Here is a 24,563-nt window from a genome sequence, read left to right as displayed (position 1 = left end):
GCCACATTTTAGTTTATCTATGTAACAATGCCTAACAAAATCGACGTCCTTTATTAGGTTGAAGAATAGATGTTTTTTTCTGCAAGCCTTTCTATAACTTCTGCCTGACTATAATGATTAGTTCCAGGACTAGGTTCTAATCCATGCCATGGTAACTCTTCCGGCAGTTGACTTAATTGATCTAATAAAAACGAGCTAAAAGAATGGCCACGATAGCGGCGATTAGGATCACATAGGAATGTATTGATCATACCAATAATCTCATCTTTATTTTCTACTTCCTGGATTTGCTTATTTAGATCATCTGCCCTTTTCTGCCCTGTCATTCCATGAAAAAAGAGCTTGCTAAAAAAGCCATGCGGGCCACGAAAATATTTATTGTCATGATGCGCCGATGAGTCTGCATTATACCAATCCTGATAATTAGTTACAGCCATGTTAACTGCATTCTTTATCGCCAAAAGAGTAGATTCATCAATTACGGCTTGTGGCACTGACTCATTGCGCTCGTGATGTAGCTCGGCCCCCAAAGCAGCATCATACTCGCTTTCCTCGCCTAAATGAGAAAACACGCGCGACTCTATATCCTCTTCTTCAGAGGAATTACCTGACAAATCATCATCACTCGATGAAAGAGATTCTTCATCTTCCTTCTCTGGCGTTACCGCCTCTGGGAAGAAAAAAGGACGTGAGGATTCGTGATTTTCTGGTTTAGGGAAGTTACTCGCCATAGTATACGCACTTGTTAAACGCTGCTCGGTATAAATCCTATTTTGCCACTCTTGAGATGAGTGAAGATTATCTCGCACACGTGGCTCTTCTTCTCTAATCCTAGCAATAGATGAATGACTTGGTAAATCATCATCACTTGATGAGAAAGACTCTTCATCTTCACTAGAGCTTTGAGAGTAGAAAGATTGCCCCGTAGATGTTTTTTCATCCCTTTCATATTCTTGATCTCGTAAAGATCTAGCTTTAGCTATTCTTACCTGCTCTTCTTCGTCTAAATCATGCAATAGGGAGCTATCAGGCTCATGACGTGTAGACAACGGCGAACTGATGAACTGGTCTTCAGATAAATCATCTGTATTTGCTAAAAAAGAGTCTCTATCATAATTCTCTTCAATGAATGGCTCACCATACTCTTTTCGTGCAAGCCATTGCTCTCTCGTGATTGTTTCTGCTTGCAAAGATTGAGCAATAACTAGCTCTAATTGCTCTTCTTCACTTAAATCACTAACCCAATCATGCTCATCCTCTCCATTCTCTTTTCTATCAGTAGCTAATGCGATTCGGGGGCTACGAATTTCTGGCATAACATAATCTAGGGGGGTAATTGGCAAATGGAGACATGCTAATAAATTTTCTCTTTCTGCGGCGATTAAATCCAGAAAATAGTTTAACTTACTTAGGTATAAGTGCTGCTTTAAATTAGCATTTTGATTACCAGGATTGAGCGCTGTTTCCCGATCGAATGCTGTTTGCGAGGCTATATGAATAAGTCCTTGATATAAGTCACTTCTCTCATCACTTATTTCTTCTAATTTAGCTAAATACCTAGAAAAATCATCATATAAATTAGGGTCTAGCAATCCCGCAATCTCTGAACCACAATAACTATATAACACACCTCTTGCATCTGCGAGTGTTGTTAGTTTTTCTTCTAGTTCGGGTAAATCACTGGTTAAAATAACCTGATTTATTAAGCTGCTTCTTGCTGCTGACTGCTTCCAGCTTTGCCACCGCTCTTGTTGGGCCGCTTGTTGGGCTACTTGCATTTCTGGCGTACATGGCAACTCACTTAATGTATGTTTCACGGATTCAGGAGCCGCTTGATTAGCAAATGGATCCGCTGCACCTAATTGATTAGGATTAATACGCTTAAATTGATCTCCATCTAGGTAGCCCATCTCAAATTGGTTTTCCCTTATATAAGGTGAGCGATGCCAGTCTGTTCTATATAGAGTGCCGTCTCTTAAGCAAAAGCCATAATTAACGTCAATGATAGAATAATCTTTTACATCCTGCCCAGGCGGTAGCAACTCAGCACTTACTGCCCAAAAATCAGTTTCTGCCCTTGTCCAGGGCGTGGTAGTAGATAAATCATCTTTTTTTGAATTCGCCACTTCAGCCACGCACGATTTATCGTCCTGCACACTAAAGCGCACCCATAAGCGCTGCTCTTCACACCAATAAGGACCTAACTGCATAAACGACCTAAGTAATTTTATAAAAAATGATATTATACTATATCATAATAATTAAACAAAAGGTTTACTTATAAAGCAGTGGATTTTATTAATTTACACATTAGTAGTAATTTATTGGCAGTCTGGGCAAAGACCATAAATATTTAATGCGTGATCCGTCATTTTAAAATTCGCTTGCTTGGCAATTAATTGCTGCCGCTGTTCGATCATTTCGTCGATAAACTCTTCTACTTTACCGCACTTTACACAGACCAGATGATCATGATGCTCACCCTGAGATAACTCAAATACCGAGTGCCCTCCTTCAAAATTATGACGAGAGACTAGACCGGCTGTTTCAAATTGCGTTAATACCCGATAAATAGTTGCTAATCCTACATCCTCACCTGTGTCTAACAGCTTTTTATAAACAGCTTCAGCACTTAAATGATGGTTGGCCGATTGCTCTAAAATCTGTAGTACTTTTAAGCGTGGCATGGTAATTTTTAATCCAGCGTCTTTTAATTGCTGACTTTCTTCCACAGGCAAACTCCTAGATATCGTGACCTAAAGCAGGTGTTTTTTCTAAAGATAGCATGATATTATGGCGAAATTTTTAATAATGAGCAAAAAAATGAGATTCTCACCCATTATTTTACTGATTACTGCCTCACTCTCATTAACTCAATGTATGTCCTATGATTTTGCTAGACGTGTTGTACAACAAGGTAACTTATTACCGCAAGAAAAAATTGAACGGCTACGAGCTGGCATGAGTAAAGAAGACGTCGCGATTTTGATGGGAACGAGCCTTTTAAGCCCCACCTTTAATAATGATCGCTGGGATTATGCTTACACTTGGCGTCGCGGTAACAGCGCTACTGAAGTACGCAATGTGGTATTGTATTTTAAACATAATACCCTAGTAACAATTGAACATCGCCCTTAACTGTCTTTTTTAGCCCGCGCGCGACGTTTTTCCTTAGGGTCATTGCTAAGCGGGCGATAAATTTCAATGCGATCGCCCGATTTTAACGTCGTTGTTCCTTCGACACGTTTTGAAAAAATCCCAACAGGTAACCCTTGTGTTTCTGGACAACGGCTATACAGTCCTGATTGCAACAGCGCATCATTTACTGTGGCGCCATTGGGTAAAGTACAATGCAAATGCGTCAATGTTTGATCGCTGGCAACATAGACTATTTCAACGTTGACCATACAAAGACTCAGCTCGCTCACAAAAAGCATCAACCATTTTGTCAGTTACCTGCTCAAAAATAGGCCCTAACAACAGCGAAAACATCCTGCCAGCAAACTCAAATTCTAAATCAAAACAAATTTGACAGCCTTCGGGTACCTCATCAAAACGCCAAAATCCTTCTAAATGTTTAAAAGGCCCATCGACTAAGCGAATTTCAATCATTTTATTTAATTGGTGACGATTTTTAGTAGTAAATGATTTACTCATACCTGCTGCAGAAATCACTAACGTCGCTTGGATCTCATCTTCATCGCGATGCTGCACTAAGCTCTCTGAACAATAAGGTAAAAATTCTTGATAGCGTGCTACATCATGGACTAAATTAAACATTTGCTCACAGGTAAAAGAAACAACCCGCGACTTCTTAACAACTGTCATACCCTCTGAGCTCCTTTAATCTGACTAGCTAACCAATTGGCAATATCTTGAATTTCTGTAGGACAAATGGCGTGTTCCATCGGGTATTGTTTCCAGGTGATGTTATTAAAACCATTAGCCATGAGCCAATCCTTGCTTTGCGCTGTCCAAACCGGTAATACAAGGGGATCATAGAGACCTGATCCCAAAAAAATCGGGGTATCTTTTGCCATAACAGGCTTACATTCTAAAGCGAGTGGCAAGTAAGCAGACAAAGCAATCACACCAGCTAAAGGTAAATGGCAATGTAGGGCTGTATATAGCGCCATTGCCCCACCCTGAGAAAAACCTGCAAGGACAATGTTCTCAGGCGCAAAACCTGCGCGCACCTGCTCGTTAATAACGTCCATAATTTGGTTAGATGATTGTAAAATACCTTCTCTATCTTCTCTATCTGTTAAAGCTAGACCAACGATATCATACCAAGCTCGCATGTGCATACCGGCATTTAAGGTCACTGCCCGAACGGGTGCATCAAGACAAATATGCTCTAAGGCTAAATTAGCTATCGGTTGCATGGCTGCTAAACTTGCCATATCAGAACCATCTGCCCCAAGGCCATGCATCCAAATGACACAGCAATTTGTTAATAACACATCTTTAGAATTAAACGTTGTCACTCATACTCCAAAATTAATCTTTATAATTTTACTCTGTTAACTTAATTCCGCAATTTTCCTGTCTTTGCGAGCAAAACGAAGCAAGCAAGTAGCCTGGGTGAAACGAAGTGAAACCCGGGTTTCGGCCCTATGGACCTGCGCCTAAGCTAGGTTTTAGTTTATTCGCAACAATGCCTTGCGAGCAAAGCGAAGCAATCCAGAAAGATACGTTATTGATAGAAGGTTAATTCGCCTCACCTATAAAGTTAAGCTAGAGCGGTTTTTCCATCAAAAACGCCGAAATCAAGTTTTGAGCTACTGGACTCAATCTATCTATTTTCTAATATTTACTGAAACTGACTAGTTTAAGCTATCTTGCTTATTAAATCATCTCTAACGCTTAATTTAATTACTTACCTTTACAGGTTATATCCTAGCTTTATCTTAAATATTTTATAAAGGATCTTTTATAATCAACATGAATGATTTATAATTATATTGTTTATTTTTTGAAAAACCTTGATTTAGGATTAGCCCATGCCCTCTGAAGTTAAAAAATTTAAAGCACGTTGCATGCGTATACTGCCTACTATGGAAAATTTCACTTGGCAAAATGAACCGCTTAATGATCACCATTGGCAGCAATTATATGATTTATTTAGCGAGCATCAAAAAAAGAAATTAACTTCATCACGCTTAATTCATCTATTAAGTGTCGTGCTTGATACTGATTTTGATGCTGTTAATTCACAACTGCAAAGAAAAAATTCAGACAGAGAAGTTAAGCAAAATCAAGTAGAACCAACGGAGAAACCCCTAACTCGCAAAAAAAGAAGGGTTGAAAAAGAGCATGACCAAGAGAAAGAAAACCAAGACCCCCAAAGAAAACTCATTACAGATACTAGCAGTCTAACACCTGCTAAAAAAAGTAAATTAGAAAAGCATGTCAGAATAACCACCCTGACACCTTCTTCACCTGCTAAAGGTTATGAAGGAGTCCCTACTATGCAGACGCCTAAAAATACAAAAGTGCGTGAGGTTTATAGGCAGAAAGTGGTACAAGGAACTAGCGTATCAACTGTCTCACTTTTTAAACCATGCACTCCTGTAAAACAAGAAGGGCGAATAAAGGTGAGCCAAAAAGTTAAATTTAAAGAAGTTAAAGAGCAATTACCCGGCCTTATGGCTACTAAGCTAAAACCACAAGAGTTTGAAGTGTCATTACAAGACATTCATAAAGCGGGCGGTCATAAAAGACGCTTTGGTCAAAATGGCTTAACTGGTGCATCATGCCGTAAAGTGTTTGCAGCGCATGAAGTAGATACGATTATTAAAGTTAAAGGTAGCGATTATCACTGGAGTCATATTAGAGGTCTTTGTATCGGCGGTCAGCACACAGCGGCGCATTTAATGCCAGCTACAGCTGCTTCAAATTATGACACCTTAAACCTCATTGAAAATTTCATTATTGATAAACTTACTGAAAAGAGAGCGCATTCTATTGACCACATTCGTGTCAAAGTAACGCCTGTTTATAGCTCTGACTCTGAAGCGATTATACCTGAGGTTATCCAATTTGAATTAGATTGGGAAGAAATAGATAATAAGCAAGAATTGACTCAACAATCAGAATTAGTCTTTATAAGTCCCCGCTCTTATCAACAGCTTACAACAGGTGCCCGAACAGCCATTCACACGTTAAGAGAAATGAAAATAAGCACTGAAGCTGCTTCTGACAGCCTAAGTGATGAGCTTAGTGAGAATTGCACTGAAGAATCTGAAGAAAAAACAGAATTAAGTGGGTCTTCATTAAAAATGTGAGCGATTTATAAGCCTATTTCTTATATAATCGATTAAAACATAACTAATCGTTATCTCATGAAAATAATAACTTTATTGTTGCTTACATTAATAGGCTTAACCGCTTGCGGTCAAAAAGGACCGTTATATCTACCGCCACCGCCTACCCAAGCGCCCGTAGCTTCGTAGTTTGAGAATAAAATGCCACTTTCTTTTACTAAAATGCATGGCTTAGGTAATGATTTTATTGTGATAGATGCAATAAGGCAGTCTATTAAGCCGCAAAACCTTGATATACGTACTCTAGCTAGACGCGACATTGGTATTGGTTTTGATCAATGCCTACTTATAGAAATGAGCATTGATAAAACAATCGATTTTTTTTATCGAATTTTTAATGCTGATGGTCAAGAAGTTGGCCAATGTGGCAATGGTGCTCGCTGTCTTGCTCGCTTTGTCACGCATTATGGTTTGACTAAAAAAAAGAAAATTACTGTAGCAACCAAGACTACACGTATGTCTTTACAGATTAATAAAGATAATAGTGTTACAGTCGATTTTGGCAAGCCTGTTTTTGAGCCTAAGCTTATTCCGCTACGAGCTGCAGTTCAAAGGCCATTTTATTTTCTCCCTTTAAAAAACGGCCAGCAGCATCAAATACATGCGTTAAGTGTAGGAAATCCACATGCCATCACTTTAGTTGAGGATTTAGCTAATACACCTGTCGCAGAATTAGGCAAAGAAATTAGCGAACATTCTCTTTTTCCTGAACAAACCAATGCAGGCTTTATGGAAATTATTGATAATAATCGTATTGCGCTGCGAGTTTATGAACGGGGTTGTGGCGAAACCCGAGCTTGCGGCAGTGGTGCTGTCGCTGCAGCTATCGCCGCGCGCTTCTATCATAATTTAGCGTCTTGTATTGACGTCCTCTTACCTGGTGGCGCTTTGCGCGTTGAGTGGTCAGATGCCACCCAGTCTGTGTCTTTAACCGGGCCTGCTACCTTTGTCTATGAGGGAATATTATGCGCATAGTTATCCTTGGTGCAGGACAGGTAGGTGGCACGTTAGCACGTAATCTCGCGCGCGAAGAAAACGACATTACTTTAGTTGACTTAAATGAAAATAGATTACGGGATTTAGGCCACCGTATAGATATTCAAACAGTGCATGGCTCTGGCGCCCATCCTAGTGTCTTAATTGAAGCAGGTATAGAACAAGCAGACATGTTAATTGCTGTAACAAATAGCGATGAAATTAACATGATGGGCTGTCAAATCGCTTACAGTTTATTTCGAACTCCAATGAAAATAGCCCGTATTCGCTCCCAACATTACTACAAATACCCAGAGCTTTTTCATAAAGATCATGTTCCAGTCGATGTTTGTATCAGCCCAGAAAAGCTGATTACCGAGCATATTCAAAGCCTCATCGATTACCCAGGCGCTACCCAAGTTTTTGATTTTGATGAAGGCCAGTTATTAATGATAACGATTAAGCTGACGCCGCAGGGTCACGTAACTGGCAAAACATTGGCTGAGTTACAACAAAAGTTAAACCACATTGATTTTCGTATCCTGACTATCTTCCGTGATAACTCAACCATTGAACCAACTCCTGAAACTATATTATTGGATGATGATTTAGTTTTATTTATTGCACCACCACAAGCTATTCAGCATCTGATGGTCGTTTTAGGCTGTTATGCTCCACCTAATCGACGAATTATCATTGCTGGCGGTGGCCATATTGGCTCGCAGCTTGCACAAACGCTGGAAACAAATTACCGCATTAAAGTCATTGACCACAATATAAACCGTACCATGGATTTAGCATCACAATTAAATAAAGGCACTGTCTTGCAGGGCGACATAGCTGATTGCGATTTATTAATTAACGAAAATATTGAATTTACAGATGTTTTTTGTGCAGTCACTGACGATGATGAAGCTAATATTATGTCTTGTCTGCAAGCTAAACGTTTGGGCGTGCGCCAAGCAATGGCCTTGGTTAATCGCCATGCGTATGTTGAATTAATCAAAGACAGTGCCATTGATCAAGCGATTTCACCGCAACTAATCACTATAGGCTGTATCTTAGCGAAACTTCGAGGCGGCCATATGGTTAAAGTACATCGTCTACAAGATGGTGAGGCAGAAGCAATTGAGCTTGTTACCCATGGCGATCACTACACGTCACATGTCGTGGGCCGTAAATTAGCCGAAATAGAACTACCACCTAGCTGTTCTATTGCCGCTATCATTCGTGACGGTAAACCTATCTTAGCAACTCAAGAATTAGTGATTGAATCAAATGACCATGTGATTTTACTGATGCTAAAAAGGCGTTATGTGCGCCAACTTGAAACATTATTCCAAGTGACTCTAACTTTTATGAGTTAACCCAAGATAATTGATTTATCTTCATCGGAAGTAAGATATGATAAGCCCGACTTAATGACTATTAAATTTTCATAATTAATCATGCAGCTTAAGACCATTTTTCGCCTACTGGGCTTACTTCTTATGATGTTTAGCTTCAGTATGCTAACCCCCCTTCTTTTTAATTTTATATTCCATGAACAGTTCTGGATTCCTTTCCTTGCAGCATTTACTTGTACCTTTGGCATAGGTGCTTTTTTTTCTTTTTTATTTAGGCATGAGAATCATGAGTTAAAAATAAGGGATGGCTTTTTGATTGTGGTCTTATTTTGGTTTGTGGTCTGCTTCTTTGCATCATTACCCTTTGTTTTTGCTCTAAAAGGCCATCCAATTACCGACTCCATTTTTGAAGCCGTCTCAGGATTTACAACGACAGGCGCCAGTATTATTACTCACTTAGATGGCTTACCTAATGCCCTTTTATTTTACAGACAACAATTACAATTTTTAGGCGGCATGGGTATCGTGGTTTTAGCAGTTGCTATTTTACCTATGTTAGGCGTTGGTGGCATGCAACTTTATAAAGCAGAAACGCCAGGGCCTCTGAAAGAAAGTAAGCTTACGCCGCGTATTGCCCAAACTGCAAAAGCACTGTGGTCCATTTATGTATTGTTAACCTTATTATGCATGCTTTGTTATTGGGCAACAGGAATGGACTGGTTTGATGCTTTAGGAGAAAGTTTTGCGACTGTTTCAACCGGTGGCTTTTCAATGCATGATGCAAGCTTTGCTTACTACCATAGCGAAGGAATTGAGCTCATTGCTTGCTTTTTTATGCTGCTAGGTGGCACTAATTTTGCGCTACACTTTATTGCTTTTAGAAAAAAAACATTATGTCATTATTGGCAAGATGAGGAATTTCGTTATTACATTGCGTTCCTTATCGCCGCTACCTTAATTATTACTTTAAGCTTAGTGATGTATGGTTTCTTTAGAGCAAGTCATCATACATTGATCAAAAGCCTCTTTAATGTCATCTCACTTGCAACGACTACCGGCTTTCTTTCTGAGCCTTTTGGCTATTGGCCTACATTTGTGCCCTTATTAATTATTTTATTGGCCTTAATAGGCGGTTGTGCTGCGTCAACCAGTGGAGGGATTAAAGTCATTCGTGCCTTACTGCTTTTTAAACAAAGTAAACGCGAAATGGCACGATTAGTACATCCTAATGCAGTCTTTACCATTAAATTTGGCAAACATGCATTATCAGAATCCATTTTACAATCCATGTGGGGGTTTATCTCTGTTTTCATTGCTTTATTCTGGGCCTTAGTCATCGTTTTTATGGCTCTAGGTAATGATTTCACGACTTCTTTTTCAGCGATTATTGCAACGCTAGCTAATGCTGGAGCAGGTATTGGGGCGATTAGTTCAAACTTTGCAGCATTGAATTTACCAAGTAAGTGGGTATTAATTTTTGCAATGCTTGCAGGCCGATTAGAAATTTTTTCTCTCCTTGTCCTTTTTTCACGCAATTTTTGGGAAAAATAATTCCTGTGTTGGTAAACAGATTTTAGCCAATTTAACGGAACTCGTGTTTACTTGTCTTTAAAGCCTTTCCAAACCGATGAAGGGCATGGATACCCTTCATCGAGCAACATGGATGGGTATAACATGTTTGGAAAAGGCCTTAAAGACAAGTAAACACGGGCTAGTACTCATGGCCGTAAGGCTAAGCGTCCAAGAGTCAAGATTGAGGCAGGCAGAGATAAATTTGGTCCCTTTTTGGAAGCGCCGAAACCATCCATGCGGCTCGATGTTGTGCATCCATGCACAACCACGTTCCAAAAAGAGACCAAACTTACCTCTGCTGCGAGACTGTAAGTACTCTAAACATAGTATTTTCTATGGTGCTAAGAGAACTATTTGCTTAGCTTGACCGCTATGGGCTAAATACTCCAAACGGAGGTTAAGAGTAGCTCATTAAAGTTTATTCTCATTCATTTAGTTAAGTTATGGGGACTTATTAGGCCTATCAGGAGCTTGCATTTGTTCTTGCTTATCTTTCGCTGTTTCAGGAGGAAATATATCTACGAGCATGCCGATTGCGGCTTTTTGCGTATAGGTCTTTTGGGTTGAATTTTCTATTTTTCTTAATTCGTTTAATGCCTCTAAAGGGGTTGATTTTTTAAAAACGGAGTTTTCTGGAAAACATTTCCGCAAAATATGTAAATCAGTATTTTTTACAATTAGACGTTGAAAATTATCGGGTTTCATCATCACTGATAGCAATTGATTTTTATATTCAGGAAAGCGCTTGCTTAAATAATCGACATCCTTAGTTGTTTTGACTAACAGGGTAAAAAGCTTCGATTTAATAAATAATTGAAATAATTCATCTCTTTTATCAAGCAAGATAATGGTTAAATAGGTCACATGCTTTACTGATTTAACAACATGTAAAAAATTCTCTGGTTGCATGATCATTTGGTACAGTTCCTTTCTCTGTTCAGGAAAATTGACTACTAAATGACCTATATCATCTGCTGACTTAATTAAACGCATGAAGTTCTTAGGATGAATAATTGATTGGAATAATTCACTTTTAAGATAGGGAGGCGTGGTAACAAGATTACCTAGTTCATAAATAGAATTAGGGAGGCCAACCTTTGCCATAATTTTTTACATTTTAAATCAAGCTTATATTAAGGTATACAATATGTTTATTAATAAAGCCAATTTAAGCCTGATTTATTTGCTCATAAATAAGCAATCGTGAGCAAAATATAAAAATTACGCTATTCATTCTAGTTGCTAGAAAAGTTAAGCAATACAGAAAGCAGACGAGTTTTCACTAGCCTTTTCTAAAGTAGAGCTACTTTCAAAACTCATCACTTTAATGGCGTTTAATCCAGCTTTTTCTAGTTTACCTTTAAGGTCATCAATATGCTTAGCAGGAGTAAATATTAGGTCTATATTATTCAAATTTAACTCACCATAATATATTTGTTCATCAGGCACGCCATCTGTAAAATCAAGTGGCGTAACATGGGAACAAAGCAATAATGGATACTGATTTTTTATATGATTGATAAAAGTATCATCTCCAGCAAACGAAAGTGCTCCCCCGAAGATAATATCTTCTAACTTTAAAATATATTTATTAAACGATTTATCCATGGCCTGATTATCGGGATTTTCTAGTTTTAATTGCTGGTACTTATTTTTAAGTAAGTGAATACAACGATTAGCAAATAACTCAGCTTCTTGTTTATTTTTACTGATTAACATTAAATTTGTCATATGCATAAGTAGCATTTTTAATGATCTTAAGTAAAGATACTTATCTATGCATTTAATCGTTGTAGCAATGGTTTCATGTATGGTTTCTTCTGAAGGTACACGGTTTGAGAGCTTCGCAGAATTATAGGCCGCAAGTAACCCTTGATATGTTGGTTTAACGCCAGATAGATAATGATAATTAAGCGCACATTTTCTAGATCCATAACTAAAAGCACCAATTTCCAATTCACCACTGACAGGATAAACACCGTAACTCTTCCGCAAGAACCCTGTTGGGATTAAGGCATTGGGAATGACTTTATTAACGCTTTCTCTATTTTTTTGCTGCACGGTTACTTCTTTTCCAATGAAAGCAAAGATAGCCGAACTACTACCGTGGACAAACTTGATTGCATTGGACGGATCAGATTGCTTATTATAATCCTTGATTTGTTGGTGTATATTTTTTACGGTTGAGTCGATATTCATTTTTGAAAACATGAGCTTGCCTATAATTTCTTTTGATTTTATTGTTAAAAAATTAATCTGACTTTAATAGGTAATCTAAGTTCCTATTTGTAAAGGATATAGCCTCATTTATCTTTTAATTTCCAACGTTTATGCAACCACATCCATTGTTCTGGATGAGCTAAAATAATACGCTCTAAGGCTTGATTGTAAGCCAATGTATTGTAATACAGGGCTTCTTGGGTGCTAGGATAATCTTGCCAGAAAATTGGTTCATAAAATTCTAATCGATGGCGCCCATTAGGAAGACGATAACCTGCAGCAGGTACCACAGGCACACCAGTATGGCGCGCAAGACTTGCCAGACTGCGATAAGTTCCTGCTTTTTTGCCAAAAAATTCAACAGCAATACCATCGCGATTTTTTAATGAAGCATGCTGATCTAACACGAAAATTACCGCATGATTTTGCTCTAAGGCATCACAGACTTGTTGGAGGGAATTTTTCTTAGGAATAACATTTAAGCCGGCCTGGTAATAGCGACGAAATAGAATCTTCTCGAGTGTTTTACTTCCCAGAGTACGCCTTATAAAATGAAATTGACCTTGGAATTCTTTAAAATTCAAAACACCCCCAATAGGGGCAAACTCCCAATTACCAAAATGTCCGGTTAGAATTAAAACGCCCCGACCTTTTGCAATAGTATTTAATAGTCGCTCATGGCCTCGTACTTCAACTTGCTCTTTTAAGGTTTTCTCGCTCATAAAACGTAACAGAACAGTTTCTTTGATAGACGTAGCAAGGTGAGAATAAAATGCTCGTGCTAAGTGTTTTTTCTGCGGCTCCGTTAATTTATCACCAAATACTTGATTAATATTATTCATAATCACCCTACGGCGATAAGGGAATAAGTTATAAAATAAACGGCCGCTCAGCGAAACAGGTAGTTTACTAATTTTTTCAGCTATGTCATGCACTGGACTTAATCACCAAACAAGCATTCATACTAGCAAATCCACGGTTGATCATCATTGCAATCTGGTTTTTATTTGACATTAAACGCTTAGTTGCACTGAGATTTAAGTTGCTACAACTTGCTGCCGGCTGCGAAAATGTCGCTATACCAGGTATACAGCGGTTACTTAAAGCATACGTCGTTAAGACAGCATCAATTAAGCCAGAGGCGCATAATGTATGACCCATAGCCCATTTAAACGCCGTGACCGGTACTGATTTTTTATTAAAAACTGACTCAATCGCTAACGCTTCTGTCTCATCCGATTTCTTATTGCCATTACCATGCGCTACTAACAAATCTACATCATTAGGCGTTAGGTGCAATTCTTCTAGGGTGTTATGCAGTAAATCAGCCAATGGTTTGCCATCATTGGCTATTGAAAATAAGCCTGCTGCTTCAGTGGTCGCCTTACCACCTAAGACTTCACCATAGCACGTGGCATTACGTGCCTGTACGCTTGCCTGGCTTTCTAAAACGATGGCTGCCGCACCTTCTGCTAAAATGGTACCATCATGCTCTTTATCAAATGGCTTTAAATGCTGTGCGCTGACCACCCCTAGTTTAGCATAATAAAAAAGTGCCTGTGGCTCAATACCCATATCATAAGCAACAACAACTGCTCGTTCGGCCTGCCCACTTTTAATGGCATGATACGCCTCAAGAATAGCTTGAGTTCCTCCGACCGCATGGTTAGTTAAGTTATGATTAGGTCCTTTAAAACCATAAGTAATACCCGTATAAGCTAAAACATTATTAGGTAAGATGCGCAATAGCCACATTGGATGTACTTCATCAAATAATTGCTTTGCAAATTGCTGCATATTGTCTGTTTTAGCTAACAGAGGCAAAAAATCATATTGTTGGAAATATTTATTACCCGGCGAGCCAACATAAACAGCGGTATTTTCATTAAATACATCTGCGCTAGGTAAGCTATCCCTATAAGTTAAAATTTGACTATCTTCAACAGCTTGTACTGCTGCATGGATACCCATCGCATCGTGGCGTGATATCACTTTAATTAACTTTCGATCAGGCAAGAGCCGCCCTGGGTTAAAATCCTTTAACTCACCGCCTATACTAGTAGGCCAAGAAGATACATCCCAATTCTTAATTTTGCCTAATCCACTTTGGCCTGCTAAAACAGCTTGCCAGGTAGACTGCGCTGTATCGCCACAAGCCGTTAAAGCGCTTAAACCTGTAATAAAAACTCGATTGCCATACTCATTGCTCATCTTAAGTCATCCTCTTAATTCAGGGTGCTTAAATAGTAAACAGCTATTAGAGCCACCAAAGCCAAACGAGTTGGACAAGACTACACCTAAGGATTTTTCCCTAGGCCCATCAACCACATAATCTAGATTGCACTCTGAGTCAGGTGTTTTAAGATTAGCTGTCGCTGGAATTTGATGATGCTCGATAGACAAGACGGATAACACCGCTTCTAAAGCACCCGCAGCAGCAATTAAATGACCTGTTTGACTTTTTGTTGAGCTGACGGGTAACTGATAAGCTCGCTCACCAAAAACAGATTTAATCGCATTTGTTTCACTCAAATCATTCATTTTAGTTGATGTACCATGCGCATTAATATAATCCACGTCACTTGCATCAACGCCAGCATCATATAAAGCACGCTCTATCGCTTGAATAGCACCATCACCATTGGGGTGAGAATCAGTAATTCTATAGGAGCTTAAAGAGTTACCCTCTCCAGCCAATTCCGCATAAATTTTTGCACCACGTGCTTTTGCCTTTTCCCATTCTTCTAAAATTAAAAAAGCAGCGCCTTCACCTAAAACAAAACCATTACGCGTTTTATCAAAAGGCCGGCTTGCTGAGGCAGGGGTATCATTATAGGTTGATAAGGCGCCTAATAAGCAAAAGCTTGATAGCCCTAAAGGGTTAATCATTGAATCAAAGCCACCCGCTAGCATAAAATCTGCATCGCCGCGCTTAATGACTTGCATCGCTAATCCTAACGCTTGCCCGCCCGAAGCACAGGCTGTGTGTACTGAAGCAGCGTAACCACGAATATTAAATTGTTGAATCAGTAAAGATAAGCCTGAATTAGACGTTGTTTTACCAAAATCGGCCAAGCTATAAAAATCGGCTGCTTTTTGGTTTAACAACTCCCAATCGGTTTCACCAGCAACTGCACAAGTTTTTTGAAAACGCTGTAAATAGTTAAACTCAGCTGTCATCATCCCACTACCAGTTACGATACCCCAACGCTCAGCATTAGCATCCATAGGCTTAATACCAGAATCAAGAAACGCTTGTTCAGCTGCTTCTAAAGCAAAATGGGTAAAATGCATTGCAAAACGATTATGCTTGGTTTTTTGATAAGTAGCTTGAAATGATTTAACCTCCGCAGCAATATACGTGGGAAAAGCCGACGCATCAAATTGCTTAATCGGTGCAATACCTGATTGGCCCGATAATAAACCTTTCCAAGTAGATTCCACATTATGGCCTAACGGCGAGACAACGCCTAAACCCGTTATAGCAACTCTTCTTTTACTCATTTAATTACCTTTGAGTCATCACAACATCTACAATACACACGCGTTTTTTGTCAACTTCACTACGAAATCTTAGAATTAACTGTTGTTCGCTTTTCTGCAAAACAGATACATAACAATACAGTACATCACCAGGATAAACAAACTCATTCATTTTGATCTTACGGAGTTCCGAGACTTGATACTGACCTTTAAAACTTGATTGTTGCAAAAATACTTGAGCTAAATGTAATTTACATTCTAATAATACTGTCATAGGCAAAACAGGATTATCAGGAAAATGATCAGGGAAATAAGGAGCGCTGCGACTAATGTGCTTCACAGCAGTCATCGATACGTCAGGCTCACACTGAATCAATTTATCAAATGCCATAGTAAGAGGCTTTAACGCAACCTGGTTAGTAAGCGCCTTGCCATCCACAAAAGATAACTCTAAGTAGTCAGACCACTCACCTGGACGATGAATTTCATTAAATTGTTGGCGAACCTCTTCTTTATTAATAAAATTTTCCATGGGCAATAAGGGCCCTAGCGCGCCTTCTACTGTAAAAACAACGTCATCGCCAACACGAGCAACACTATGGTACTCTACCGCATGCTCATCGAGGGAATCGATTATCGATTCAAGTAATAGCGTTTCGCCTACATAGGCTTGACGATATAGACGCGCAGAACTAACAATGCCTGCCACAGGACGCTTGGTAAACTCATTAGTAAACATCACATTCCAGGCAGCAAGCTGCCCTAATGTCTCACCAATCAGAGAAGAAGCAAAATAACCATGCCCCTGCTCATCTTTATATAAGTAGCCATCATCCTGAGTAATATGTTTAATACCGCGTATCATGCTACCAGGAACTAATTGTACTATTCGATCAACAAATAAAAAACGCATCAGGCAATAGATTCACAAGACTTTTGTGTACTTACAGCATTAACTACCAACTTACAAAATGTTTCTACTGTAAAAAGCATGGGTATTTCATTTACTTTTAAATTCGGTTTGAAATGTTGCTCTGGTACTTCAGTGAGGTATTTTTTAAGCGCATCCATTCCTTGTGCAGTTAATACGCCACCCTTTTCAAACTCATCTTCAGCAAGCGTGCCACGTGCATTTTTTTCAAGCTGCCCACGTGGAATTTTAATGCCAAATTCTTTTTCTAACTGAAACACAAGGTCAAGAAAATCGATTGATTCAGCACCTAAATCGGTAATTAAACGACTATTAAGATTTATCTCATCTTCATCAATAACAAGTACATCAGCGATAATTTCCCTTACCTTCGGGTAAACGCTTTCAACATTCATTTTATATCCTCAGAATTCTGCTAGATGGTAAATTTCAGGAGTATATCATAAAGATATAACGCCGAGCTATGCGTTATAGCGCAGTTAGAATAGAAGATTTATAGCAGAAACGCCTGGCTAAATCATTCAACCTACTTGACTATAACCTGCATCAACAACCAGCGTATGTGCATTAATCATTTTAGCTTCTGGCAAGCATAAAAGATAGATAGCATCAGCCACATCGTCTGGCGTTAATGGCCGAGATGATAATGAACGAGATTGTGCTTCATCAAGCAATTGTTCACGATTTGGAAAATGCTTTAACGCATCTGTATCGACAACGCCTGCAGAAACAGTATTAACCCGAATATCAAAAGGCGCTAATTCAAGGCTTAGTGCACGAACCAATGCTTCTAATGCTGCTTTGGACGCACCAATAAACGCATAATTAGGAATAGCTCGATGAGCACCTAGACTAGATAGAGCAATGACTGAACTGCCTTTAGGCATTAAATCTTTGCCTTCTTGCACTAAATGATTTAACGCTAAGGCATTGGTTTCTAAACACCAACGCCAGTGCTTAGTTGACATTTTTAATGCCGGCTTAAGAACGCCACTAGCAGCATTACTGACCAAAAAATGGAGTTCATTAAAGGTGTTACGAAACTGGGCAAACAAGTCTTTAACTGATTGCTGATCAGCAACATTTGCTTGAATTGCTATGGCTTTACGGCCAAGATTTTTAATATCAGCAAGCAATTGTTGTGCTTCATCAGAGCTATTGTAGTAAACAACAGCAACATCACAACCTGCCTTAGCTAGTTTGATTGCTGTAGCACGACCTATGCCGCGAGCCCCGCCAGTAATTAATGCAACTTTATTGGTAAAAACCAGACTCATACACTTGCCCTAATTTAAATAAGGGAAAACTACAGGGAATGTTCCCAGCTGTCAATGTTATGTTATTTTTAGGCTTTGAGCCCAACTTTGCCTAATAGCTCTATTTCTTTAAAATCTTATGTATGTGCACAACCACGCTTAGTTATTGATGATTTAAATAGGGCTATCCGTTATTTTTTGTTTCTTGCAGCTCTTTTTCCATTAATGCTAATGCCTGTCTTTTTATATTAAAATATGACTCCTCGCAAGAATCTCTAACCGTCTCTTTAGATACACACGTTGTGTAAATCGTATAAGCTAGTAACGCTTCAAGCACTTCTAAAATATCCCGTGCTTTGGCTTCATTCGTATAATGCTCATCATGACTTCCTGTTTCTTCAATATATTTTGAAATACCATCAAACATTTTATCTTTATAACTACTATTCATCGTTTACCCCTATCAAAACTCATAATAATTACTACGTTGTAGCAGGATATGGACTGTAATTAAGCTCTTGACAAACTTCTTCTAGCTTTTTGTGATCAGCAAAAAATCCTTGGCGATAACGGCCTGGATTTGTTGTAACAACAGGTATCGCTGCAAAATCGCTGGAATTATCATCAAATAACGCAGTCTCTTCTTGCGAGCGCCAAAAAGCATGAATAGGATTTAGCCCTTCAATAAAACGACTAGCAGAACGCGTGCAATCCTCTGAAACCTCTCGTATGTGATGCCCAACCCAAGATGTCTTATGTGAGATTGAGCGGCCTACTACTGTTAAGCTTTCTAAAGCGTGCTTACCAGCCCAAGTGGTTGCTCGATAAATACTACGTCCTGCGGTCTGCAAACTTTCTTTAAGATGATGACCAATAAAGCTCAAGGCTCTTGCTGGTGGTGTTATTAAAGTTTCTAAACATTCCCTCGCTTGGTGCGCAAACCAACCGACTGCCCGATGTAATGCACGTCCTACAGTTGCTAAGCTTTCTAAGCTGTGTCTGCCAACCCAGGTTGCTGCTCGATAAATACTACGGCCTGTCGTCTGCAACACTTCTTTAAGATGATGGCCAATAAAGCTCAAGGCTCTTGCTGGCGGTGTTATGACAGTCTCTAAACATTCTCTCGCTTGATGTTTTAACCAACCGGCAGCCCGATGAAGTGTACGCCCTAGGTTAGCTAAGCTTTCTAAACTGTGTGTGCCAACCCAGGTTGCTGCTCGATAAATACTGCGTCCTGTGGTTTGGAAGCTTTCTTTAAGGTGATGACCAATAAAACTTAATCCCCTGGCTATTGGCCTGGCGATGGTTTCTAAACATTCTCTAGCTTGGTGCTTGAACCAACCGGCTGACCGATAAAGTGCGCGTCCTATGGTCTCCATAACTTCCAAAGTGTGCCTACCAGTCCAAGTGACTGCTCGGTAAATGCTGCGCCCTATGGTTTGGAAGCTTTCTTTAAGATGATGACCAATAAAGCTTAATCCCCTAGCTATTGGCCTGACGATAGTTTCTAAGCATTCCTTAGCTTGGTGTTTTAACCAACCAGCCGCCCGATAAAATGTGCGGCCTATAGTTTCAACACCTTCTAAAGTGTGCTTGCAGGCCCAAGTAGCTGCTCGACGAATGCTGCGGCCTGCTGTCTGTAAGCCTTCTTTTAGATGATGACCAATAAAGCTTAATGCTCTTGCTATTGGCCTGGCGATGGTTTCTAAGCATTCTCTAGCTTGGTGTTTTAACCAACTAGCCGCCCGATAAAGTGTGCGCCCTAGGGACTCAATAGTTTCGAATATGTGCCTACCGACCCAAGTAGCTGCTCGATGAATACTACGTCCTGCGGTCTGCAAACCTTCTTTAAAATGATGACCCATGAAGCCTAAGGCTCGTGCTGGTGGTGTTAGTGCGGTTTCTAAACATTCTCTCGCTTGATGCTTTAACCAACCGACAGCTCGATAAAGTGTGCGTCCAAGAGTCTCAATAGTTTCTAAAGTATGCTTACCTGCCCAAGTGGCTACTCGATAAATACTGCGGCCTGTTGTCTGCAAACCTTCTTTAAGATGATGGCCGGTAAAGCTTAATATATTGATAATTGGTCTGCTTAAGGTGTCTAGGCTTTCCCTAACGTGATGTTTTAACCACCCGGCGGCCCGATAAAGCGTGCGCCCAATGGTAGTTAAGCTTTCTAAAGCATGTATTCCTACCCAGGTACTAGCACGATATATTTTGCGAGTAGCTGCTTGCATACCCTCTTCTAAACCATACCACAGTGTTTGAAAAGGACGGTAAACGTAAGCTGTAGAACCGTATATCGTGTTTGCTATAAATTTTGCAACATTAGACCTGATTCTTGCCTGTCTTAAATCAAACTGTCTATCTTCAGCGTTTCTTTCAGTTTGTAGATCATGCCAAAATTGTGCCCATGTTTCTAATCTAATTTTATCCTCATCAGCATGACGTTCTTCTCGCTTTTGCCAATATTGTTCACGCTCGCGTTTTCTCTCTGCATCTTCTTTTTCATGCTGTGCTTGACGTTGTTGCCAAAACTTAGCACGCTCTTCGGGGCGCGCAGCATCTTCTTTCTCATGCCTTTCCGTGCGTGCTTGCCAAAAGTCTTTCCGCTCTTGGCTTCTTGTCTTATCTTCCTGACTATGTTGCTCTTTACGATTAGCCCAATATTGTTCGCGCTCGCGTTCTCTCTCTGCATCTTCTCTTTCATGCTGTGTTTGACGTTGTTGCCAAAACTTAGCACGCTCTTCGGGGCGCGCAGCATCTTCTTTCTCATGCCTTTTCGTGCGTGCTTGCCAAAAGTCTTTCCGCTCTTGGCTTCTTGTCTTATCTTCCTGACTATGTTGCTCTTTACGATTAGCCCAATATTGTTCGCGCTCGCGTTCTCTCTCTGCATCTTCTCTTTCATGCTGTGCTTGACGTTGTTGCCAAAACTTAGCACGCTCTTCGGGGCGCGCAGCATCTTCTTTCTCATGCCTTTCTGTGCGTGCTTGCCAGAAGTCTTTCCGCTCTTGGCTTCTTGTCTTATCTTCCTGACTATGTTGCTCTTTACGATTAGCCCAATATTGTTCGCGCTCGCGTTCTCTCTCTGCATCTTCTCTTTCATGCTGTGTTTGACGTTGTTGCCAAAACTTAGCACGCTCTTCGGGGCGCGCAGCATCTTCTTTCTCATGCCTTTCCGTGCGTGCTTGCCAAAAGTCTTTCCGCTCTTGGTTTCTTGTCTTATCTTCCTGACTATGTTGCTCTTTACGATTAGCCCAATATTGTTCGCGCTCGCGTTCTCTCTCTGCATCTTCTCTTTCATGCTGTGTTTGACGTTGTTGCCAAAACTTAGCACGCTCTTCGGGGCGCGCAGCATCTTCTTTCTCATGCCTTTCCGTGCGTGCTTGCCAAAAGTCTTTCCGCTCTTGGCTTCTTGTCTTATCTTCCTGACTATGTTGCTCTTTACGATCAACCCAATATTGTTCGCGCTTGCGTTCTCTCTCTGCATCTTCTCTTTCATGCTGTGCTTGACGTTGTTGCCAAAACTTAGCGCGCTCTTCGGGGCGCGCAGCATCTTCTTTCTCATGCCTTTCCGTGCGTGCTTGCCAGAAGTCTTTCTGCTCTTGGCTTCTTGTCTTATCTTCCTGACTATGTTGCTCTTTACGATTAGCCCAATATTGTTCGCGCTCGCGTTTTCTCTCTGCATCTTCTCTTTCATGCTGTGTTTGACGTTGTTGCCAAAACTTAGCACGCTCTTCGGGGCGCGCAGCATCTTCTTGATGGTGTCTCGTTGCTCGGTTTTCCCAGAATTTCTGCCGCTCTTCGATTCTCGTCTTATCTTCCTGAGCATGCTCCTCTTTACGAGAGGCCCAATATTGGTGCGACTGATCAATGCGAAGTTTATATTCTTCTTTATGTCGTAGTTTGCGCGCTTGCCAAAAATCAGACCGTTCTAAAGCCCGCTCCTCATCCTCAGCTCGCCAAGCACTATCAACTCGCAAATCAACATATAATTGGCCATATTTAGCTTTATTTTCATCAGCTTCCCATATGTTTTCTGGGCCTACAACGTCATACAAGCGCGCTCTGATTAGATCGAGATTTCGTGTTCTTCCCCACATATTTTTATTACTCACAAAATTTAAGCTACTTTTTAGGGCTTGAAATATAACATTTGATCAAATAGGGATCAAACATTTTATATAACGAGCTAATACAACTTTAATTAAACAACAGAGGAATTTCTGAAACATATTTCTTCTAAATCATTTATTTAGGCTATTGAATGTTGGATAGGTGATCCGGGTTAATTTGCAAATTTCATCCCCATCTTGGTACAAAAGAAAAGTGTTTAATTAATTTCAGAAGTCATGCCGAAGCTCTCAAAATAGGCTTAAATTTCTCGCATACGGAAAAACAGCTTGTACAGAGAAGCTCAACTTTGTACTATTTCACGATCGGTCTAGTATTTTTAATTTACATGAAATATTCCTGGTCAAAAAGTGTCTTTCCCATTGCCGCTATTTTTTCATTTCGCATGTTAGGCCTGTTCATGCTCATTCCAGTATTTACAGTGTTTGCTACAGGACTACATCATGCAACGCCTACTTTAATTGGTATAGCTTTAGGTAGCTATGGTTTAAGTCAAGGGCTGTTACAAATGCCTTTTGGTATGTTGTCAGATTACTATGGTAGAAAGAGAGTTATTGCTACTGGCTTAATTTTATTCGCGATAGGTAGTTTAGTAGGCGCATTAACAGATTCTATTTATGGCATGATTGTAGCTCGCATATTGCAAGGCATGGGCGCTATAGGCAGTGTATTGATTGCATTAGTTGCCGATTTAACTGCTGATGAAGAGCGAACTAAAGCAATGGCGGTTATTGGCATGACCATTGGTATTTCCTTTAGCGTGGCTATGGTATTAAGTCCTGCTGTTGCACATTATTATGGCTTAGCAGGTATTTTTTATTTAACAGCGGCGTTAGCCCTTGCAGGCTTAGTAATGCTTTATGGCGTTATTCCTAATCCTGAGCAGCAGCGTTTTCATACAGACAGTGAAGCAAATGTTTCCTTATTAAAAACCACAATCACCAATCGCCACTTGCTACGCTTAAACTTAGGCATCTTCTTGCAGCATTTTATTCTTACTGCCACGTTTTTTGCCTTACCATTATTGCTACAGCAGCAACTTAACGTAGGTCATTTAACTCACCAATGGCATTTTTATCTACCTTTAATGGTGCTCTCCTTTATCTTGATGGTACCGCTTATTTATTTTGCTGAGAAAAAAAGATTAATTAAGCCTATTTTCTTATTAGCTGTTTTTCTAACACTAAGCGCTCAATTTTTCTTAGCCTTTACCTATAATCACTTCCTGAGCTTATGTTTATTAATGCTTTTATATTTTACCGCTTTTAATATCCTTGAAGCGAGCTTGCCTTCACTGATATCCAAACAAGCGAGTGCAAACAGTAAAGGTACTGCCATGGGAGTTTATTCAAGCTGCCAGTTTTTAGGTATCTTTATTGGTGGTTTTATGGCAGGCATTTTATATCAGTATTTAACCGTTAAGGCTATTTTTATTACGAATGCTTTGCTAGGATTAGCATGGCTGATTATCGCTTTACCTATGAATGCCTATTTATACCAAGTGACTGTTATTCTTACAAAACCTAAGATCAATCAAGCAAAAGAAATAGAATTAATCAAAATCCTCCAAACTTTATCGGGTGTAATTAATGTAAGTGTTCTGGAAAAAGAAAATACTATTTATTTAAAAGTAGATAAAGCATCTTATGTACCTGGAAGTGCTGAAAAAAATCTACAACAGTTTTTAGAATTTTCAAGTGATAATCTACAACTTTCCTATTGATTAATACACTGAGTAGATTATCACTGATAAAACTTCGAAAATGAGCTAAGATTGGCTATAATATTTGTTCTAACTATCTCGCATTTAGGAGAATTTAATGGCTCGTGGAATTAATAAAGTCATTCTCATAGGTAATGTTGGTAGCGATCCGGAAGTCAGATACATGCCTAACGGAAATGCTGTTACTACTTTATCAATAGCAACCAGTGAAACGTGGAAAGATAAGCAAAGTGGCGATAAGCAAGAGCGTACCGAATGGCATCGTGTCGTCTGCTTTAATCGCTTAGGAGAAATTGCTGGCGAATATGTACGTAAAGGCTCTAAATTATATATTGAAGGCAGCTTACGTACGCGTAAATGGCAGGATCAACAAGGCCAAGATCGGTATACCACTGAGATTATCGCAACAGATGTACAAATGCTTGATACTAAAGGAGGAAGCTCTGTTAATTATGACGATAGCCAGCTAGCGCCCCCTCAAAATCAGCAGCAACCATCTTATCAGCCAACCAATCGTAAAAATCCATCGGAAGATGCATTCGCTGAATTAGATGATGACATTCCGTTTTAAAAGTTAGCATAAATAACGTTACGACC

23 protein-coding genes are annotated in these 24,563 nt (G+C 39.7%); 8 read left to right on the top strand and 15 right to left on the bottom strand.

Going from position 1 to position 24,563, the window contains the following annotated elements; translation table 11 throughout:
* Positions 1 to 53 precede the first annotated feature (53 nt).
* Together DYE47_RS01575 and fur are read right to left on the bottom strand one after the other, a co-directional pair.
* Positions 54 to 2,210, bottom strand: coding sequence for a hypothetical protein (locus DYE47_RS01575; RefSeq protein ID WP_115301589.1), 2,157 nt, complete (start codon positions 2,208 to 2,210; stop codon positions 54 to 56).
* A gap of 111 nt (positions 2,211 to 2,321) precedes the next feature.
* The gene (gene fur, locus DYE47_RS01570; protein WP_115301588.1) at positions 2,322 to 2,732 is read right to left on the bottom strand and encodes a ferric iron uptake transcriptional regulator; all 411 of its coding nucleotides are present in this window, start codon (positions 2,730 to 2,732) and stop codon (positions 2,322 to 2,324) included.
* A 61-nt stretch (positions 2,733 to 2,793) separates the two neighbouring features.
* On the opposite strand from fur, the gene DYE47_RS01565 reads away from it, so the two are divergent.
* A complete protein-coding gene (locus DYE47_RS01565; protein WP_115301587.1) occupies positions 2,794 to 3,138 on the top strand; it encodes an outer membrane protein assembly factor BamE in 345 nt (114 codons plus the stop codon).
* Here the strand turns inward: DYE47_RS01565 and DYE47_RS01560 are convergent.
* The 3 genes from DYE47_RS01560 to DYE47_RS01550 are packed head-to-tail and all read right to left on the bottom strand — an operon-like array spanning position 3,135 to position 4,433.
* Positions 3,135 to 3,407 carry an RnfH family protein gene (locus DYE47_RS01560; RefSeq protein ID WP_115301586.1) on the bottom strand — a complete coding sequence of 91 codons (273 nt, stop codon included), beginning with the start codon at positions 3,405 to 3,407 and terminating at the stop codon, positions 3,135 to 3,137. The two genes, DYE47_RS01565 and DYE47_RS01560, sit on opposite strands and share 4 nt — an antisense overlap.
* Complete coding sequence (locus tag DYE47_RS01555; protein WP_115301585.1) at positions 3,394 to 3,828, bottom strand: type II toxin-antitoxin system RatA family toxin; 435 nt, start codon at positions 3,826 to 3,828, stop codon at positions 3,394 to 3,396. The genes DYE47_RS01560 and DYE47_RS01555 overlap by 14 nt, the downstream gene beginning before the upstream one ends.
* The gene (locus DYE47_RS01550; RefSeq protein ID WP_115303978.1) at positions 3,825 to 4,433 is read right to left on the bottom strand and encodes an alpha/beta hydrolase; all 609 of its coding nucleotides are present in this window, start codon (positions 4,431 to 4,433) and stop codon (positions 3,825 to 3,827) included. Before DYE47_RS01550 ends, DYE47_RS01555 begins: the two co-directional genes overlap by 4 nt.
* Before the next feature lie 570 nt (positions 4,434 to 5,003).
* Here DYE47_RS01550 and DYE47_RS01545 point away from each other — a divergent pair.
* The 5 genes from DYE47_RS01545 to DYE47_RS01525 all read left to right on the top strand — a co-directional run bounded on the left by DYE47_RS01545 (position 5,004) and on the right by DYE47_RS01525 (position 10,198).
* Positions 5,004 to 6,287 carry a hypothetical protein gene (locus DYE47_RS01545; protein ID WP_115301584.1) on the top strand — a complete coding sequence of 428 codons (1,284 nt, stop codon included), beginning with the start codon at positions 5,004 to 5,006 and terminating at the stop codon, positions 6,285 to 6,287.
* 57 nt (positions 6,288 to 6,344) lie between these two features.
* Positions 6,345 to 6,455, top strand: a complete 111-nt coding sequence (gene lptM / locus DYE47_RS16570; protein WP_115301583.1) for an LPS translocon maturation chaperone LptM — start codon at positions 6,345 to 6,347, stop codon at positions 6,453 to 6,455.
* 12 nt (positions 6,456 to 6,467) lie between these two features.
* Positions 6,468 to 7,301: a diaminopimelate epimerase gene (dapF, locus tag DYE47_RS01535; RefSeq protein ID WP_115301582.1), complete on the top strand. Its 834-nt coding sequence runs from the start codon at positions 6,468 to 6,470 to the stop codon at positions 7,299 to 7,301.
* Positions 7,292 to 8,668: a Trk system potassium transporter TrkA gene (trkA, locus tag DYE47_RS01530; RefSeq protein WP_115301581.1), complete on the top strand. Its 1,377-nt coding sequence runs from the start codon at positions 7,292 to 7,294 to the stop codon at positions 8,666 to 8,668. The genes dapF and trkA overlap by 10 nt, the downstream gene beginning before the upstream one ends.
* A gap of 123 nt (positions 8,669 to 8,791) precedes the next feature.
* A complete protein-coding gene (locus DYE47_RS01525) occupies positions 8,792 to 10,198 on the top strand; it encodes a TrkH family potassium uptake protein (protein ID WP_242604264.1) in 1,407 nt (468 codons plus the stop codon).
* Positions 10,199 to 10,660: 462 nt separating this feature from the next.
* Here the strand turns inward: DYE47_RS01525 and DYE47_RS01520 are convergent, their stop codons facing one another.
* The 10 genes from DYE47_RS01520 to DYE47_RS01475 all read right to left on the bottom strand — a co-directional run bounded on the left by DYE47_RS01520 (position 10,661) and on the right by DYE47_RS01475 (position 22,227).
* Positions 10,661 to 11,323 (bottom strand): hypothetical protein, encoded by a 663-nt coding sequence (locus DYE47_RS01520; RefSeq protein WP_115301579.1) that lies wholly within the window; start codon positions 11,321 to 11,323, stop codon positions 10,661 to 10,663.
* A 147-nt stretch (positions 11,324 to 11,470) separates the two neighbouring features.
* On the bottom strand, positions 11,471 to 12,430 hold the full coding sequence (locus DYE47_RS01515; protein WP_115301578.1) for a hypothetical protein: 960 nt from the start codon (positions 12,428 to 12,430) through the stop codon (positions 11,471 to 11,473).
* Positions 12,431 to 12,522: 92 nt separating this feature from the next.
* A complete protein-coding gene (locus DYE47_RS01510) occupies positions 12,523 to 13,374 on the bottom strand; it encodes a lysophospholipid acyltransferase family protein (protein ID WP_115301577.1) in 852 nt (283 codons plus the stop codon).
* The gene (locus tag DYE47_RS01505) at positions 13,367 to 14,650 is read right to left on the bottom strand and encodes a beta-ketoacyl-[acyl-carrier-protein] synthase family protein (RefSeq protein WP_115301576.1); all 1,284 of its coding nucleotides are present in this window, start codon (positions 14,648 to 14,650) and stop codon (positions 13,367 to 13,369) included. Before DYE47_RS01505 ends, DYE47_RS01510 begins: the two co-directional genes overlap by 8 nt.
* Before the next feature lie 6 nt (positions 14,651 to 14,656).
* Entirely contained in the window at positions 14,657 to 15,943 is a 1,287-nt protein-coding gene (locus tag DYE47_RS01500) for a beta-ketoacyl-[acyl-carrier-protein] synthase family protein (protein ID WP_115301575.1), read from the bottom strand.
* Positions 15,944 to 15,947: 4 nt separating this feature from the next.
* A complete protein-coding gene (locus tag DYE47_RS01495) occupies positions 15,948 to 16,835 on the bottom strand; it encodes an ApeI family dehydratase (RefSeq protein ID WP_115301574.1) in 888 nt (295 codons plus the stop codon).
* The gene (locus DYE47_RS01490; RefSeq protein WP_115301573.1) at positions 16,835 to 17,248 is read right to left on the bottom strand and encodes an acyl carrier protein; all 414 of its coding nucleotides are present in this window, start codon (positions 17,246 to 17,248) and stop codon (positions 16,835 to 16,837) included. Before DYE47_RS01490 ends, DYE47_RS01495 begins: the two co-directional genes overlap by 1 nt.
* A gap of 126 nt (positions 17,249 to 17,374) precedes the next feature.
* A complete protein-coding gene (gene fabL / locus DYE47_RS01485) occupies positions 17,375 to 18,130 on the bottom strand; it encodes an enoyl-[acyl-carrier-protein] reductase FabL (RefSeq protein ID WP_115301572.1) in 756 nt (251 codons plus the stop codon).
* A 163-nt stretch (positions 18,131 to 18,293) separates the two neighbouring features.
* Positions 18,294 to 18,560, bottom strand: coding sequence for a hypothetical protein (locus tag DYE47_RS01480; protein WP_115301571.1), 267 nt, complete (start codon positions 18,558 to 18,560; stop codon positions 18,294 to 18,296).
* A gap of 31 nt (positions 18,561 to 18,591) precedes the next feature.
* Positions 18,592 to 22,227, bottom strand: coding sequence for a hypothetical protein (locus tag DYE47_RS01475; protein WP_147285921.1), 3,636 nt, complete (start codon positions 22,225 to 22,227; stop codon positions 18,592 to 18,594).
* Between the two features lie 344 nt (positions 22,228 to 22,571).
* Here DYE47_RS01475 and DYE47_RS01470 point away from each other — a divergent pair, with 344 nt between their 5' ends.
* The gene (locus DYE47_RS01470) at positions 22,572 to 23,966 is read left to right on the top strand and encodes an MFS transporter (RefSeq protein WP_115301569.1); all 1,395 of its coding nucleotides are present in this window, start codon (positions 22,572 to 22,574) and stop codon (positions 23,964 to 23,966) included.
* Positions 23,967 to 24,063: 97 nt separating this feature from the next.
* The gene (gene ssb / locus DYE47_RS01465; RefSeq protein WP_115301568.1) at positions 24,064 to 24,537 is read left to right on the top strand and encodes a single-stranded DNA-binding protein; all 474 of its coding nucleotides are present in this window, start codon (positions 24,064 to 24,066) and stop codon (positions 24,535 to 24,537) included.
* Positions 24,538 to 24,563 lie beyond the last annotated feature (26 nt).

The organism is Legionella beliardensis, from assembly GCF_900452395.1.
GTDB classification, from domain to species: domain Bacteria; phylum Pseudomonadota; class Gammaproteobacteria; order Legionellales; family Legionellaceae; genus Legionella_C; species Legionella_C beliardensis.
The sequence above is the reverse complement of the archived record's forward strand: the minus strand, read 5'-3'. Positions and strand labels throughout refer to the sequence as shown.

Coding starts and splice junctions, on each gene's coding strand:
- DYE47_RS01575 (WP_115301589.1), bottom strand. CDS start 2,210: ATGCAGTTAGGTCCTTATTGGTGTGAAGAGCAGCGCTTATGGGTGCGC.
- DYE47_RS01565 (WP_115301587.1), top strand. CDS start 2,794: ATGGCGAAATTTTTAATAATGAGCAAAAAAATGAGATTCTCACCCATT.
- DYE47_RS01560 (WP_115301586.1), bottom strand. CDS start 3,407: ATGGTCAACGTTGAAATAGTCTATGTTGCCAGCGATCAAACATTGACG.
- DYE47_RS01555 (WP_115301585.1), bottom strand. CDS start 3,828: ATGACAGTTGTTAAGAAGTCGCGGGTTGTTTCTTTTACCTGTGAGCAA.
- DYE47_RS01550 (WP_115303978.1), bottom strand. CDS start 4,433: ATGCATGGCCTTGGGGCAGATGGTTCTGATATGGCAAGTTTAGCAGCC.
- DYE47_RS01545 (WP_115301584.1), top strand. CDS start 5,004: ATGCCCTCTGAAGTTAAAAAATTTAAAGCACGTTGCATGCGTATACTG.
- lptM (WP_115301583.1), top strand. CDS start 6,345: ATGAAAATAATAACTTTATTGTTGCTTACATTAATAGGCTTAACCGCT.
- dapF (WP_115301582.1), top strand. CDS start 6,468: ATGCCACTTTCTTTTACTAAAATGCATGGCTTAGGTAATGATTTTATT.
- trkA (WP_115301581.1), top strand. CDS start 7,292: ATGCGCATAGTTATCCTTGGTGCAGGACAGGTAGGTGGCACGTTAGCA.
- DYE47_RS01525 (WP_242604264.1), top strand. CDS start 8,792: ATGATGTTTAGCTTCAGTATGCTAACCCCCCTTCTTTTTAATTTTATA.
- DYE47_RS01520 (WP_115301579.1), bottom strand. CDS start 11,323: ATGGCAAAGGTTGGCCTCCCTAATTCTATTTATGAACTAGGTAATCTT.
- DYE47_RS01515 (WP_115301578.1), bottom strand. CDS start 12,430: ATGTTTTCAAAAATGAATATCGACTCAACCGTAAAAAATATACACCAA.
- DYE47_RS01505 (WP_115301576.1), bottom strand. CDS start 14,650: ATGAGCAATGAGTATGGCAATCGAGTTTTTATTACAGGTTTAAGCGCT.
- DYE47_RS01500 (WP_115301575.1), bottom strand. CDS start 15,943: ATGAGTAAAAGAAGAGTTGCTATAACGGGTTTAGGCGTTGTCTCGCCG.
- DYE47_RS01495 (WP_115301574.1), bottom strand. CDS start 16,835: ATGCGTTTTTTATTTGTTGATCGAATAGTACAATTAGTTCCTGGTAGC.
- DYE47_RS01490 (WP_115301573.1), bottom strand. CDS start 17,248: ATGAATGTTGAAAGCGTTTACCCGAAGGTAAGGGAAATTATCGCTGAT.
- fabL (WP_115301572.1), bottom strand. CDS start 18,130: ATGAGTCTGGTTTTTACCAATAAAGTTGCATTAATTACTGGCGGGGCT.
- DYE47_RS01480 (WP_115301571.1), bottom strand. CDS start 18,560: ATGAATAGTAGTTATAAAGATAAAATGTTTGATGGTATTTCAAAATAT.
- DYE47_RS01470 (WP_115301569.1), top strand. CDS start 22,572: ATGAAATATTCCTGGTCAAAAAGTGTCTTTCCCATTGCCGCTATTTTT.
- ssb (WP_115301568.1), top strand. CDS start 24,064: ATGGCTCGTGGAATTAATAAAGTCATTCTCATAGGTAATGTTGGTAGC.